At 72.1% G+C, this 14,164-nt stretch carries 14 protein-coding genes and 1 pseudogene; 9 read left to right on the top strand and 6 right to left on the bottom strand.

Going from position 1 to position 14,164, the window contains the following annotated elements:
- Positions 1-24: 24 nt before the first annotated feature.
- On the bottom strand, positions 25-615 hold the full coding sequence (locus AOK11_RS35440; protein ID WP_079035283.1) for a carboxymuconolactone decarboxylase family protein: 591 nt from the start codon (positions 613-615) through the stop codon (positions 25-27).
- Between the two features lie 47 nt (positions 616-662).
- Between AOK11_RS35440 and pdxR the strand changes: the two genes are divergently transcribed.
- The 4 genes from pdxR to AOK11_RS35420 all read left to right on the top strand — a co-directional run bounded on the left by pdxR (position 663) and on the right by AOK11_RS35420 (position 5,578).
- Positions 663-2,036 (top strand): MocR-like pyridoxine biosynthesis transcription factor PdxR, encoded by a 1,374-nt coding sequence (gene pdxR, locus AOK11_RS35435; protein WP_055597751.1) that lies wholly within the window; start codon positions 663-665, stop codon positions 2,034-2,036.
- Positions 2,037-2,239: 203 nt separating this feature from the next.
- Entirely contained in the window at positions 2,240-2,611 is a 372-nt protein-coding gene (locus tag AOK11_RS35430; RefSeq protein WP_079035282.1) for a hypothetical protein, read from the top strand.
- A gap of 35 nt (positions 2,612-2,646) precedes the next feature.
- Positions 2,647-3,870 (top strand): glutathionylspermidine synthase family protein, encoded by a 1,224-nt coding sequence (locus tag AOK11_RS35425; protein WP_055597750.1) that lies wholly within the window; start codon positions 2,647-2,649, stop codon positions 3,868-3,870.
- Between the two features lie 259 nt (positions 3,871-4,129).
- A complete protein-coding gene (locus tag AOK11_RS35420) occupies positions 4,130-5,578 on the top strand; it encodes a glycine hydroxymethyltransferase (protein ID WP_055597749.1) in 1,449 nt (482 codons plus the stop codon).
- Positions 5,579-5,696: 118 nt separating this feature from the next.
- Here the strand turns inward: AOK11_RS35420 and AOK11_RS35415 are convergent, their stop codons facing one another.
- The 3 genes from AOK11_RS35415 to AOK11_RS35405 form a co-directional block, all read right to left on the bottom strand.
- Positions 5,697-6,431: a hypothetical protein gene (locus AOK11_RS35415; RefSeq protein ID WP_240497615.1), complete on the bottom strand. Its 735-nt coding sequence runs from the start codon at positions 6,429-6,431 to the stop codon at positions 5,697-5,699.
- Between the two features lie 210 nt (positions 6,432-6,641).
- Positions 6,642-7,547, bottom strand: a complete 906-nt coding sequence (locus tag AOK11_RS35410) for a hypothetical protein (RefSeq protein ID WP_055597747.1) — start codon at positions 7,545-7,547, stop codon at positions 6,642-6,644.
- Positions 7,544-8,146 carry an RNA polymerase sigma factor gene (locus AOK11_RS35405; RefSeq protein ID WP_240497614.1) on the bottom strand — a complete coding sequence of 201 codons (603 nt, stop codon included), beginning with the start codon at positions 8,144-8,146 and terminating at the stop codon, positions 7,544-7,546. The genes AOK11_RS35410 and AOK11_RS35405 overlap by 4 nt, the downstream gene beginning before the upstream one ends.
- Positions 8,147-8,235: 89 nt before the next feature.
- On the opposite strand from AOK11_RS35405, the gene trpS reads away from it, so the two are divergent.
- Together trpS and AOK11_RS35395 are read left to right on the top strand one after the other, a co-directional pair.
- Complete coding sequence (trpS, locus tag AOK11_RS35400; protein WP_055597746.1) at positions 8,236-9,249, top strand: tryptophan--tRNA ligase; 1,014 nt, start codon at positions 8,236-8,238, stop codon at positions 9,247-9,249.
- A gap of 221 nt (positions 9,250-9,470) precedes the next feature.
- Positions 9,471-10,049 carry a 2'-5' RNA ligase family protein gene (locus AOK11_RS35395; RefSeq protein WP_055597745.1) on the top strand — a complete coding sequence of 193 codons (579 nt, stop codon included), beginning with the start codon at positions 9,471-9,473 and terminating at the stop codon, positions 10,047-10,049.
- An 18-nt stretch (positions 10,050-10,067) separates the two neighbouring features.
- Here AOK11_RS35395 and AOK11_RS35390 read toward each other — a convergent pair whose 3' ends face one another.
- Positions 10,068-10,865 carry a decaprenylphospho-beta-D-erythro-pentofuranosid-2-ulose 2-reductase gene (locus tag AOK11_RS35390; protein WP_055597744.1) on the bottom strand — a complete coding sequence of 266 codons (798 nt, stop codon included), beginning with the start codon at positions 10,863-10,865 and terminating at the stop codon, positions 10,068-10,070.
- Positions 10,866-10,990: 125 nt separating this feature from the next.
- Here AOK11_RS35390 and AOK11_RS35385 point away from each other — a divergent pair, with 125 nt between their 5' ends.
- Positions 10,991-11,902 carry a YihY/virulence factor BrkB family protein gene (locus AOK11_RS35385; RefSeq protein ID WP_055597743.1) on the top strand — a complete coding sequence of 304 codons (912 nt, stop codon included), beginning with the start codon at positions 10,991-10,993 and terminating at the stop codon, positions 11,900-11,902.
- Here AOK11_RS35385 and AOK11_RS35380 read toward each other — a convergent pair.
- Complete coding sequence (locus AOK11_RS35380; protein WP_055597742.1) at positions 11,850-13,235, bottom strand: D-alanyl-D-alanine carboxypeptidase family protein; 1,386 nt, start codon at positions 13,233-13,235, stop codon at positions 11,850-11,852. The two genes, AOK11_RS35385 and AOK11_RS35380, sit on opposite strands and share 53 nt — an antisense overlap.
- A 172-nt stretch (positions 13,236-13,407) precedes the next feature.
- On the opposite strand from AOK11_RS35380, the gene AOK11_RS45780 reads away from it, so the two are divergent.
- Positions 13,408-13,656, top strand: a complete 249-nt coding sequence (locus tag AOK11_RS45780; protein ID WP_055597741.1) for an SCO4848 family membrane protein — start codon at positions 13,408-13,410, stop codon at positions 13,654-13,656.
- 24 nt (positions 13,657-13,680) lie between these two features.
- Positions 13,681-14,164, top strand: a pseudogene (locus AOK11_RS35370) (metallophosphoesterase); the annotation flags it as partial.

The following is a 14,164-nucleotide window of genomic DNA, read 5'->3' as shown; positions in this document are numbered from 1 at the left end:
CACGCGGCGGGTGCCGGGCGCGGGTCAGGCGTGTGAGCCCGGCCGGTAGTGGCCCGGGGTGAGGCGGCAGGTCACGCCGAACCGGTTCCAGGCGTTGATCACCGTGATGGAGGCGATCAGGTGCGCCAGCTCGGCCTCCTCGAAGTGCCCGGCGGCCCGCCCGTACACCTCGTCCGGTACAAACCCTCCCCCAGACTTCGTCTGGGAGGTGCCCCCAGTCAGGACCGTCACCGCCTCGGTCAGCTCGAGCGCCGCGAGCTCCCTGTCGGTGTAGAAGTGCCGCGACTCCTCCCAGGCGGCGAGCTGCACGATCCGCTCCACGCTCTCGCCCGCCGCGAGCGCGTCCTTGCTGTGCATGTCCAGGCAGAAGGCACAGTGGTTGAGCTGCGAGGCCCGGATCTTCACCAGCTCGAGCAGCTTCGGGTCGATCCCCTTACGGGCCGCCGCGTCGAGGCGCACCATCGCCTTGAAGACGTCCGGGGCGAGCGCGGACCAGTCCAGCCTGGGGGCCTGCTCGGGCGCGTACTCCTCGGCCGTCGCTCCGCTGTCGTTCGGGGACGCCGTCGTGGTCGTCGTCCTGGTCGCCGTCGTGCTGTCGTTCGTGGTCGTCGTCATGTCCTCGAGCGTAGGAGCGAGGCAGCCCAGGAGTATGGTCCACTCGCATGGCGAAACCTTGGGCCACTTTCGGCATCGACCTCCACCTGGAACCGGCCGGTCCCGGTCTGCGCCGCGGCCTGACCGACGCCCTGCGCGAAGCGGTCCGCAGCGGTCGGCTGGCACCCGGAACCCGGCTGCCCTCCTCCCGCGCCCTCGCCGCCGACCTGGGCATCGCCCGCAACACGGTCGCCGAGGCCTACGCCGATCTGGTCGCCGAGGGCCGGCTGACCGCACGGCAGGGCTCCGGGACCCGGGTCGCCGACCACGCGGTACCCCGGCCGCCCGCCCGGCGGCCCACTCCGCGACGCCCGTCCGGGCAGCTTCGGTACGACCTCGCCCCCGGCACCCCCGACCTCGCCTCCTTCCCGCGCGCCGAGTGGCTCAGAGCCTCCCGCCGGGCCCTGGCGTCCGCCCCCCACGACGCCCTCGGCTACGGCGACGCGAGAGGCCGCCCCGAACTACGTGCCGCCCTCGCCGACTACCTGGCGCGGGTACGGGGCGTGCGGGCCGACCCCGAACGCGTCGTCGTCTGCTCCGGGTTCGCCCACGGCCTCCGCCTGCTGTGCGACATCCTGCGCACCGCCCGCGGCGCCCGCACGCTCGCCGTGGAGCCCTACGGCCTCCCCGAACACCGGAACCTGGTCGAACGCACCGGACTGCGCACCACCCCGGTCCCCTCCGACGACGCCGACCCCGGCGACGCCGCCGCGGTGCTGCTCAACCCCGCCCACCAGTTCCCCCTGGGCGGTGTGCTGCGCCCCGAACGCCGGGCGGCCGTCATCGACTGGGCCCGGCGCACCGGCGGCCTGATCCTGGAGGACGACTACGACAGCGAGTTCCGGTACGACCGCCAGCCCGTCGGGGCGCTCCAGGACCTGGACCCCGACCATGTGGTCCACCTCGGCACGGTCAGCAAGTCCCTCGCCCCCGGTCTCCGTCTGGGCTGGATGGTGCTTCCCCCGTCCCTCCTGCCGGAGGCCGTCGAGCACGGGGCCGCCCGGACCGTCAGTGTCCTCGAACAGCTCACCTTCGCCGAGTTCCTCACTTCCGGAGCCCACGACCGGCATGTGCGTGCCGCCCGGCTGCGCTACCGGCGCCGCCGCGACGCCCTGGCCGAGGCCCTCGCCGAACGGGCGCCCGGGGTACACGTCACGGGCATCGCGGCCGGACTGCACGCCGTGCTCCGACTGCCGCCGGGCACCGAGCAGTCGGTCGTCCGGGCGGCCGCCTGGCAGGGACTCTCGGTCATGGGCCTGGCGTACTTCCGGCACCCCGCCGCCGAAGTCGCTTCCCCGGACGCCCTGGTCGTCGGTTACGGGACCCCGCCGGACCACGCCTGGGCGGCGACCCTGGACGCCTTGTGCCGGGCGCTTCCCTGAGGGACGTCCCGCAACCCCCGCCCGACAGGCCGCCGCGACAAGCGCGCACACCACCCCAAAAGCCCCCCGGACCATGCTCGATCGGGGCCGCGTTCAAGGGCCCCCTGCCCCTTCCCGCCGACCGGCGCCTAGGCTGTCCGCCGCGAGCCGGGGAGCATGGCGTACCGGGGCGGCGAGGCGGCACACACGGGGGAGCGGAGAACATGGCGCAGAAAACGGCGGCCCGGGAGACGGCGGCCCAGGAGGCGATACCCGCGGCGCGGACACGGCGGCGGATGCGGTCCGGCACGGTGATGCTCGGTGGTGCGGGGCTCCTCGCGGCGGCCCTGTCCGCGTGCGGTTCGGAGCCGGACCGCCGCTGCGTGGACCGGGACAGTTACGACTACCTCAACGGCTACAGGATCGTCGCCGACGAGAACTGCACGACGACCTCCGGTTCCCTCGGCAAGGGAGCCGACACCGACTGGTACTACGACGCCGACGTCAGCGGCGGCTGGGCCGACGACGGCACCTTCAGCCGGAGCCAGGCCGTCGACCGGGGCGGCTTCGGCTCGTCCTCCGGCAGCGGCGGCTGACCACCCCGTCGAGCGAAGGAACGAAGGACCCGTCCGTGGAACGCCGCACCATCGAGCCCCGCCCCGGCTGGCAGCAGACCGTCGAGGAACAGGGGCTCATCTATCCCCTCACCCTGCCCGAGTCGCTCGAGGCCGACCGGGCGGCGGGCATCCCCGTCCCCGACGACGCCTGGGTCCCGTACTGGGACGAGAGCGCGTACTACGTCTTCGGCCTCGACGAAGTGGAGGCACTGGAGGAGGTCGTCGAGGAACTGCACCGCATGTGCCTCGCGGCCGCCGACCACATCGTCACCGCCGACCGCTTCGCCGACCTCGGCATCACCGATCCGCGGGTCGCCCGAGCAGTCGCCGAGGCCTGGCACCGGCGGGCCGAACTCCCCTCCGTCTACGGCCGTTTCGACCTCCGCTACGACGGCACCGGTCCCGCGAAGCTGCTGGAGTACAACGCCGACACCCCCACCTCCCTGGTGGAGGCCGCCTCGCCCCAGTGGTTCTGGATGGAGGAACGGTTCCCCGGCGCCGACCAGTGGAACTCCCTGCACGAACGCCTCGTCGACGCCTGGCGCCGGCAGGCCGCGCTCCTCCCGCCGGGCAGCCCGCTGTACTTCGCCCACTCCTCGGCCGACGTACTCGGCGAGGACCTCATGACCGTCGCCTACCTCAAGGAGACCGCCGAACAGGCGGGCCTCGCCACCGAGTGGCTCACCGTGGAGGAGATCGGCTGGGACCGGCTCTCCGGCCGCTTCGTCGACAACGGCCTCCGGTTCATCCGCAGCATCTTCAAGCTGTACCCCTGGGAGTGGCTCACCACCGACCGCTTCGCCGACCACGTCCTCGACACCCTCGACAACGGCGGCGGCACCGGCAGCACCCTGTGGATCGAGCCCGCCTGGAAGATGCTGCTCAGCAACAAGGCCCTGCTGGCGATCCTCTGGGAGCTCTTCCCGGACCACCCCAACCTCCTCCCGGCCCACCTCGACGGCCCCCGCGACCTGGCGTCGTCCACCGGCTACGTGGCCAAGCCGCTGCTCGGCCGCGAGGGCGCCGGGGTGACGATCCACCCGCCGGGCAGCACCCCCGCGGTCCGCGACGAACCCTGCTGCTACCAGCAGCTCGCCCCGCTGCCGGACTTCGACGGCAACCATGTCGTCCTCGGCGCCTGGACCGTCGGGGACGAGTCCGCCGGCCTCGGCATCCGCGAGTCGTCGGGCCTGATCACCGACGAGTACGCCCGCTTCCTCCCGCACGTGATCCTCTAGGCCCGCGCACCGCACCGGGCCCGCGCACCGGCCGCGCCCTCGTACGAACGCCCGGCCCCCGGTGGATTCCCCCGACCGGATGATGGACGCCACGCCCCGCCCTCCGCGCCGCCCGGTAGGCTGACGGCGGGCCGTGACTGGCGTGCTGGGATGGGACCGACCATCGGGGAGCGGCCCCCGGGCCGCACCGCGGGCCGGTACGAGTGCCGTGCGCCTGGGCCATGCCGTGAACGCCGAACGCCACGTCCGGAGGTCCCTCATGCCCGCCGAGCCCCTCTCCACCGCTTCCACCGCCTTCCGCGCCGCCCTCGACGTGATCCGCGCCGTCGAGCCGCGCGTCGCCGACGCCATCGGCCAGGAGATCGCCGACCAGCGCGAGATGCTCAAGCTGATCGCCTCCGAGAACTACGCCTCGCCGGCCACGCTCCTGGCGATGGGCAACTGGTTCAGCGACAAGTACGCCGAGGGCACCGTCGGCCGCCGCTTCTACGCGGGCTGCCGCAACGTCGACACCGTCGAGTCGCTGGCCGCCGAGCACGCCAAGGAGCTCTTCGGGGCCCGCCACGCCTACGTCCAGCCGCACTCCGGAATCGACGCCAACCTGGTCGCCTTCTGGTCCGTGCTCGCCCAGCGCGTCGAGGTCCCCGCCCTGGAGAAGGCCGGCGTCCGCCAGGTCAACGACCTCTCCGACGCCGACTGGGCCGAGCTGCGCCGCGCCTTCGGCAACCAGCGCATGCTCGGCATGTCCCTGGACGCCGGCGGCCACCTCACCCACGGCTTCCGCCCGAACATCTCCGGCAAGATGTTCGACCAGCGCTCCTACGGCACCGACCCGGCCACCGGCCTCATCGACTACGAGGCCCTGCGCACCTCCGCCCGCGAGTTCAAGCCGCTGATCATCGTCGCCGGGTACTCCGCGTACCCCCGTCTGGTGAACTTCCGGATCATGCGCGAGATCGCCGACGAGGTCGGCGCCACGCTCATGGTCGACATGGCGCACTTCGCCGGCCTCGTCGCCGGCAAGGTCCTCACCGGCGACTTCGACCCGGTCCCGCACGCCCAGATCGTCACCACCACCACCCACAAGTCGCTGCGCGGCCCGCGCGGCGGCATGGTCCTGTGCGACGACTCCCTCAAGGACCAGGTCGACCGCGGCTGCCCGATGGTCCTGGGCGGCCCGCTCCCGCACGTCATGGCCGCCAAGGCGGTCGCCCTGGCGGAGGCCCGGCAGCCCGCCTTCCAGGACTACGCCCAGCGCATCGTGGACAACTCCCGCGCCCTCGCCGAGGGCCTGATGCGCCGCGGCGCCACCCTGGTCACCGGCGGCAGCGACAACCACCTCAACCTGATCGACGTCGCCGCCTCCTACGGCCTCACCGGCCGGCAGGCCGAGGCCGCCCTGCTCGAGTCGGGCATCGTCACCAACCGCAACGCCATCCCGGCCGACCCGAACGGCGCCTGGTACACCTCCGGCATCCGCATCGGCACCCCCGCGCTGACCACGCGCGGCCTGGGCACCGCCGAGATGGACGAGGTCGCCGCCCTCATCGACCGCGTGCTGACCACCACGGAGCCCGGCACCACCAGCAAGGGCGCCCCCTCCAAGGCCCAGCACATCCTCGACGCGAAGATCGCGGACGAGATCTCTCGCCGCGCCACCGACCTGGTCGCCGGTTTCCCGCTGTACCCGGAGATCGACCTCGGCTGACGCCTCCGGGGCTTCCAACGGTTCCGAGCTGCCCGGAGCGACCGGCACCAGCGGTGCCATCCCGCCCGTGTCATCCTCCCCGCGGCGGCCGGCGTGTGGCCGGCCGCCGCGGTGTGTCTCACCCGTCGAGCAGTTCCTGCCTCGGCCCCGGCTCCCGCCGCCGGCCGCTCAGGGGCCCTCGCGTGACATACGGGCGCAGGAGCAGGGTCAGCGTCGCACCGGCCACCGCTCCCGGTATCACCCACCACCGGCCGCTGCCGCCGGCCCCCGACGCCCCGGCGCCGCCCTCCCGGACCGCCCCCACGTCCTGCTCCGGCCCGGCGTCAGCGGTGCCGGAGCCGCTGGTGTCGGTCCCGCCGGAGCCGGTCTCCTCCGTCTCCCAGGGCACCGGGTAGGTGCCGGACGACAACACAGGTCCCGCATCCGACGTCCTGCCCAGCACGCCCAGCTCCTTCAGCAGACCGCGCAGTTCGGCCGGGCGCTCGGCGCGGTGCCAGAGGCCGTTCGGCGATTCGGAGGAGTCGGCCGACGTGTGTATCCACACGTCCTTGTCCCCCTTGTCCTCGTCGCCCGAGACGGTAGGGAAGACACGGTCCACGCGCCAGGGCGCCACATCGTGCACCAGCCATGTCACGGTGAGCAGCCGGGATGAGGCCGGAACGGCCTTTGGGGGCTGCTCCCGCATGCCCGTGCCGACCGGGCCGAGCAGCTTCTCCAACTCGCCGTACTCGTCATCGGCGGCGTACAGCGACGCCGTCTCCTCGCTCTCCGGAGAGACCAGCAGCACGCTCGTCGGCCCTCCGGCCGAGGCCGGCGATGCTCCCCACACCGTCAGGGCCAGCACCGCAGCCACCGCCGCCACGCTCGCCGCAAGGTGCCGCACCCTTCCCGTCCATCCGTGCATCCGGACCCCCACTCGGCCGGTCGATTCCCCGTGCGGCCCGGCCACGAGCCGCCTGTCACTTCTGGTACACCGCCCGACCCGGTGAGGTTCCCCACCAGCGGCCCCCATGCGAGAACCCACCGGAGGACCCCGCCCCACGGATTCCAGGGGGTGCCGGCCTCACGGCTTCCACGGTCCCACCGACTCCGCGATCTCCAGCGCCCGCGCCTTGGACGCCTCCCCCTCCAGCCGCAGCGTCACCTCGCTGGCGTCCCCCGCGCCGACCCTGCCGCCGTCCATCCACAGCAGCGTCGGACCGGCCGTGCGCTCTTTTCGGGTGAAGCGGTGACCGTCCGCGTCCACCAGCCAGAAACCCAGGAGATGCGGCCGCGGGAACCACAGCGCCGGATCCGTCACACCGCCGCCGTCGGCACCCTCCCCGCCCAGGGACAGCCACTCGAAATGCTCCCGCACACGCTTGGTGAACGTGACGTCCAGCCGGGCCGGGAACTGGTCCAGCCGGATCGTGCGCCCCCGCTCCCGCCAGCACAGGCTCACCAGGAACCGGCCGCGCGGCAGACCGCTCACCGTCACCGCGTCCGGAGCGCCCAGCGCCTCCGGCACCAGCGGCGCGAACCCCGCCCGGCGCTCCGCCCGGCCGAGCGACACCGACGGCCCGCAGTCCGGCACCTCGGCGCCCTCGGACGGCACCGCCGAGGGGTCGTACCGCACCTCCACCCCGCCGAAGCCGAACCAGTCGGACACCGCCGCCCGCACCGGCGGCGTCAACGCGAGCACCGTCAGCAGCCCGCACAGCACGGCGGCCAGCGACCGCCACCGCGCTCGTGCCCGCGCCCAGCTCCGCACCGCCCGCAGCCGCTCCACGGCACCCGGCGGGCCGGCCACCGGAACGGGCACGTCCTCGGCGAGTATCCGCTCCAGCACCCGCTCGACCATCGACTCGGGCCCGCCCGCACCCCCCGGCCCGTCCATGGACCGGCCGAGCGCCCGCAGTTCCTCTCGCAGCCGGGCGGTCTCGGCGCGCCCGCCCCCCGTGGCGCCGCCGTCGTCGTACGACTCACTCATGCTCGGTTGTCACCCACTTTCCGGGGCCGGAAGTCCGGCAGCAGACGCTCCAGCTTCCGCAGGGCGCGGTTCAGCCGAGACTTCACCGTGCCCCGGGGCCAGCCCAGGGCCTGGGCGGTCTCCTGCTCGTTCATCTCCAGCAGATAGCGGTAGGTGACGACCAGACGATGCTCCTCGCTCAGCTTCTCCAGGGCGGCCGTCAGTGCGGCGCGGCGCTCCGTCTCCAGCGTCACCACCGCCGGATCCGCCGATTCCGGTATCACCGGCTCCGCCTCCGCGAACGCCGCCTCACGGCCGGCGAGGCTGTACCGGCGGGCCGCCGCGCGCACGGTGTTCCTCGTCTCATTGGCCACGATCGACAGCAGCCACGGCCGGAACGCCATGTCGTCCCGGAACCTGCCCAGCGCGCAGTACGCCTTGACGAAGGCCTGCTGCACCACGTCCTCCGCGTCCGCACCCGCCCCGAGCGCGGTGGCCGCCCTGAGCGCGATGCGCGTATGGGCCCGCACCAGCTCCGCGTACGCCTCCGGCTCTCCGGCGCGTACCCGCGCGATCACCGCGGTCTCCTCGACGATGCGGCCCCCCTCCCGCGTCCTCACACTTTTGTTACACCGCCGGAGGCGGATCGGTTCCCACCTGTTTCCGGTCGGTTCCGGACCGCCCTCGGGAACCTGAGAGAATAAGGGCCATGGCCTCTGAAAGTCCTCGCGTGCTCTCCGGAATCCAGCCCACCGCAGGCTCGTTCCACCTCGGCAACTACCTCGGCGCCGTCCGCCAGTGGGTGGCCCTGCAGGAGACCCACGACGCGTTCTACATGGTCGTCGACCTGCACGCGATCACGCTCCCGCAGGACCCGGCCCAGCTGCGCGCCAACACCCGGCTCGCCGCCGCCCAGCTGCTGGCCTCCGGACTCGACCCGGAGCGGTGCACCCTCTTCGTCCAGAGCCACGTCCCCGAGCACGCCCAGCTCGCCTGGGTCATGAACTGCCTCACCGGTTTCGGCGAGGCCTCCCGCATGACCCAGTTCAAGGACAAGTCCGCCAGGCAGGGTGCCGACCGCGCCTCCGTCGGCCTGTTCACGTACCCGGTCCTCCAGGTCGCCGACATCCTGCTCTACCAGGCGAACGAGGTGCCGGTGGGCGAGGACCAGCGCCAGCACATCGAGCTCACCCGCGACCTCGCCGACCGCTTCAACGGCCGGTTCGGCCCGACCTTCACCGTCCCGAAGCCGCACATCCTCAAGGAGACGGCGAAGATCTACGACCTTCAGGACCCGACGGTCAAGATGAGCAAGTCGGCGTCCACGCCGAAGGGCCTCATCAACCTCCTCGACGACCCGAAGGCCACCGCCAAGAAGGTGAAGAGCGCGGTCACCGACACCGACACCGTCATCCGCTACGACGCCGAGAACAAGCCGGGTGTGAGCAACCTCCTCACGATCCACTCGACCCTCACCGGCGCGAGCATCGCCGAGCTGGAGGAGCGTTACGCCGGCAAGGGCTACGGCGCGCTGAAGACGGACCTCGCCGAGATCATGGTCGAGTTCGTGACCCCGTTCAAGGAGCGTACCCAGCAGTACCTGGACGACCCCGAGACGCTCGACTCGATCCTGGCCAAGGGCGCCGAGAAGGCCCGCGCCGTCGCCGCGGAGACCCTCGCCCTGGCCTACGAGCGGGTGGGTTTCCTGCCCGCCAAGCACTGACCCGGCCCCGGCTCCGGCCACCACGGATCTGAACGCCGGCCCGGCACCGATTCGTACCACCGGGTGAGCGCCGTACATCACTCCGGCTGCGCCTGCCCGGGAGCGGGCTGTGGTCGTACAGTCGGTACGAGGGCGGCCGCTTCGGCAGCCACCCGCTGTGTGCCGGACCGGCACCACCGCAACGACGGAAACGACGGCAACGACGGAACGAAGGAGACGACGTGGGGACCGTAACGATCGGTGTGTCGATCGCGGTTCCGGAGCCTCACGGCAGCCGGCTTCAGCAGCTGCGCGCGGGCTTCGGTGACGCCGCTGCTCACGGTATCCCCACGCATGTCACCCTGTTGCCGCCGACGGAGGTCGACGAGGGCGACCTGCCGGCCATCGAGACGCATCTGAGCGAGGTCGCCGCGACCGGCCGCCCGTTCCCCATGCGGCTCTCCGGCACCGGTACCTTCCGGCCCCTGTCACCGGTCGTGTTCGTCCGGATCGTGGAGGGCGCCGAGGCCTGCACCTGGCTGCAGAAGCAGGTCCGCGACGCGTCCGGTCCCGTCGCGCGGGAGCTGCAGTTCCCGTACCACCCGCACGTCACCGTGGCGCACGGCATCGAGGAGGCGGCGATGGACCGCGCCTTCGAGGAACTCGCCGACTACGAGGCGCGGTGGCCCTGCACCGGATTCGCGCTCTACGAACAGGGTGCCGACGGGGTGTGGCGCAAGCTGCGGGAGTTCCCGTTCGGCTCGCTGGTGGTGCCCCCGCAGTCCGGCCGCGCCGACCTCGGCTCCGTCACCGCGTACTGACCTGCGGGCCGTAGGACCTCAGACCGGAAGCCGCCGGAACACCGCCCGGGGCAGGTGCCGCAGCACCGACATCACCACGCGCAGCCTGCCCGGCACCCACACCGTCTCCGCGCGGCGGCGCAGCCCCAGTTCGACCGCCGTCGCGACCGCCTCCGGGGTGGTGGCGAGCCGCGCCCCGTGCGGGGCGGCGGCCGTCCGGGCACGGACGAAGCCGGGGCGTACGACCATGACGTGCGCGCCCGTGCCGTACAGCGCGTCGCCGAGGCCCTGGGCGAAGGTGTCCAGGCCGGCCTTGCTGGAGCCGTAGATGAAGTCCGCGCGGCGGGCCCGCTCGCCGGCGACGGACGACAGCACCACCAGGCAGCCGTGCCCCTGGTTCTGGAGGGCGCCCGCGCACACGAGGCCCGAGGAGACCGCGCCGGTGTAGTTGGTCTGCGCGACCTGGACGGCGTCCCGGGGCGACCGCTCGTCGTGGGCCTGGTCGCCGAGGGTGCCGAAGGCGAGCAGCACCATGTCGATGTCACCGTCCGTGAAGACCTTGCCGAGGACGTTCTCGTGGGAGGCGGGGTCGAGGGCGTCGAAGGCGATGACGCGCACCTGGGCGCCCAGGCCGCGCAACTGCTCCGCGGCCCGGTCCAGCGCGGGGGAGGGCCGACCCGCCAGCCACACCGTGCGGGTGCGGCGGGCGATCAGCCGGCGCGCCGTGGCCAGCGCGATCTCGGACGTACCGCCGAGGACGAGCAAGGACCGGGGCAGCCGGGCCGCGGCGGGAGCGATGCGGCCCCATCCCGTGGGGGAGACGGTGTCATCAGGCATGACGGTGACCGTATCGCCCCTATATGGGCGATTAGTTTTGAAACCTTGCGCCACTCCCCGGAACGGGTGATTAATGGGATGTCGCTCCGGACATGGGATTTCCCCCGCAGGGGCAAAGACGGTTCATGGACTGGCTGAAGAAACTCCCGGTCGTCGGCCCGTGGGCCACGCGGCTGATGCTCACGCACGCGTGGCGGTCCTACGAGCGGATGGAGCGGGTGCACTGGACCCGGCTGGCCGCCGCGATGACGTTCACCAGCTTCGTCGCACTGTTCCCGCTGCTCACCGTCACCGCCGCGATCGGCGCCGCCATGCTCAGCCAGGAGCAGCAGGACACCCTCCAGGACAAAATCACCGAGCAGGTGCCCGGCATCTCCGACCAGCTGGACATCGGGAGCCTGGTGGAGAACGCCGGCGCCGTCGGCCTCATCGCCGGTGCCGTCCTGCTGTTCACCGGCATCAGCTGGGCCGGATCGATGCGGGAGTGCCTGCGCGCGGTGTGGGAGCTGTCCGACCCGGAGGAGAACCCCGCCCTGCGCAAGGCCAAGGACGCGGGCATCCTCGTCGGGCTCGGCGGTGCGGTCCTGGTCACCCTGGTCGCCTCCACCGTCGCCTCGACGGCGGTCGGCTGGATCAGTGACGCCATCGGGCTGGAGAAGGGCGGCTGGGGCGGGATCGTGCTGCGGATCGCGGCCTTCGCCGTCGCCGTGGGCGCCGACTTCCTGCTCCTGCTGTACGTCCTGTCGCTGCTGCCCGGCGTCGAACCCGCCCGCCGCCGTCTGGTCGTGGCCGCGCTCATCGGCGCGGTCGGCTTCGAACTGTTGAAACTGCTGCTCAGCGGCTATATGCAGGGCGTGGCCGCGAAGAGCATGTACGGCGCGTTCGGTGTCCCGGTGGCCCTGCTGCTGTGGATCAACTTCACCATGAAACTGGTCGTGTTCTGCGCCGCCTGGACGGCGACGCAGAGTCAGGAGACCGAACGGGTCACGGATGCGGACGGCGGCGCACCAGATCCGGCAGCGGCCAGCGACGGTTGACCAGGAACGCCCCGCCCGCGAGCAGCACCAGCACCCCGCCCGTGACGGCCAGCGCGGTCCCGATGCCGCCGGCCCCGCTCCCGGCCGCGGCACTCGCCACCGGCTTGCTGCCCACGGCGCCGGGCGCGTCCTCGCCCGCGCCGCCCGCCTCGCCGGGGGAGGCACCGGCACCCGGCCGGGCACCGGCCTGCGCGTCGCTCCCGGGCGGCACCAGCTCACCCACCGGATCGACCTTGCCGGCTGCCTTGAACCCCCAGTCGAGCAGCTTCGCGGTCTCCTTGTAGACCCCGTTGCTCTCCTTCTTCTCCGGGTTCATCACGGTGACGAGCAGGACCCTTCCGTCCTGCTCGGCGACCCCGGTGAAGGTGGCGCCCGCGTTGGTGGTGTTGCCGTTCTTCACCCCCGCGATGCCCTGGTAGACGGGCACGTCGTAGTCGCCGGACAGCAGCCGGTTGGTGTTCTGGATCTCGAAGGACTCGCGGACCTTCTTGCCCTTCTTGTTCTTCTTCGTCTCACCGGGGAAGTCCGCGCGGACCGTCGAGGCGTACTCCCGGAAGTCCTTCTTCTGCAGCCCGGAACGGGCTATCAGGGTCAGGTCGTACGCGGACGACACCTGCCCCTCGGCGTCGTAGCCGTCCGGGCTCACCACGACCGTGTCGAAGGCCTGGAGCTCCTCGGCGTGCTCGTTCATCTCCTTGACGGTGCTCTCGACGCCCCCGTTCATGGCGGCCAGCACCCGCACGGCGTCGTTGCCCGAGCGGAGGAAGACCCCGAGCCACAGGTCGTGGACGGTGTACGTCTCGTCCTCCTTGATCCCGACCATGCTGGAACCGGAGCCGATGCCGGCCAGGTCGGAGGACTCGACCTTGTGCTCCGTCGAGCTGGGCCACTTCGGCAGCAGGGTGTCGGCGAACAGCATCTTCAGGGTGCTCGCCGGGGCCAGCCGCCAGTGCGCGTTGTGCGCGGCGAGCACCTCGCCCGACTCGGCGTCGGCGACGATCCAGGACCGGGCCGACAGGCCCTTCGGCAGCACCGGCACGCCGCTCGCGAGGTTGACCTGGGTCCCCGCCTGCCCGAGCCGGGTGCCGCCCACCGTCGACATCTTCGCGGGGGGAGCGGCCTTGGAGCCCTTCGACTCCTTGGAGTCCTTGGAATCCTTCGACTTCTTCGACTTCTTCGACGGGTCGGCCGTGGCCGTGGCCGAGGAGCCGGCCGATGGCTTGGACGAAGGGCTCGGGGCCGCGAGGGCGACGGGAGCGGTCAGCACGGTGGACAGCACTATGGTGGAAATGACCAGTAGTGAGCGCCGGATGGAGTTTTTGGGTGCGGGCACGGTCGGAAACGTACATGCAGTGCCTGAGGAAGTCCCCCCTCCCTCCCCACCCCGCGAACGGAACCGGACACCGTCCGGTGATACTGGAACCATGCCGTGCCCGCCCGGGGGGCCGCCCCCGGAGCCCCGGCCGAATCCGGGCGCCCGGCGTTGCGATGAAAGGTCAGATCTGGTGAAACTCAGCCGCCCCGTCTCCTGGTTCCTGCTCGCCTTCGGGGTATGGAGCTGGATCATCTGGATCACTTTCGTCAAGAACCTGGTCAAGGACGGCAGCGGACTCGCCTTCGACGACGGCGAGCCGACGGCGTATTTCTGGGTCCATCTGCTGCTGGCCGTCGTCTCCTTCGTATGGGGGACGGTCGTCGGAGGCATCGGGTTGCGTGGTCTGCGCGCACTGAGCCGGACGTCACGGACGTCGTAACGGAAATCTGGGGAACACCGCACCGTGGTCATCGTCTTCGTACTCGTCGCACTGCTGGTCCTGTCCGTCCTGGTGACGGGCAACTGGTACCTGTGGCGCCGGTTGTTCCGCGACACGACCCGGGCTCCGGGCGCCGTGCGCCGCGTCGGGGTGGTGGTGATCGCCGGAGGCTGGGCGCTCACCTTCGCGGCGTTTTTCGCCACGCGCAGCGGTCTCCCGTTCTGGCTCAAGCAGGTTCTGGCCTGGCCCGGCTACCTCTGGCTGGCCCTGTGCCTCTACCTGCTCCTCGCGGTGCTCGCGGGCGAGGCCGTCCGCCCGGTGCTGCGCCGGGTTCTGGAGCGCCGGGCACGGCGCACCGAAACGCCGTCCGACCAGGAGCCGGTACCGATACCGGCGGGCGCGACGGCCGCCGCGACCGTCCCGGCCGTACCCGGAACGTCACGGCCGACGGACGCGGACGCCCCCGCGCCGACCGGCACCACGCCCCCCGCGTCCGTCGGCCGTGACG

The sequence above is a fragment of the Streptomyces hirsutus genome (genome assembly GCF_001418415.1).
GTDB classification, from domain to species: domain Bacteria; phylum Actinomycetota; class Actinomycetes; order Streptomycetales; family Streptomycetaceae; genus Streptomyces; species Streptomyces hirsutus.
The sequence above is the reverse complement of the archived record's forward strand: the minus strand, read 5'-3'. Positions and strand labels throughout refer to the sequence as shown.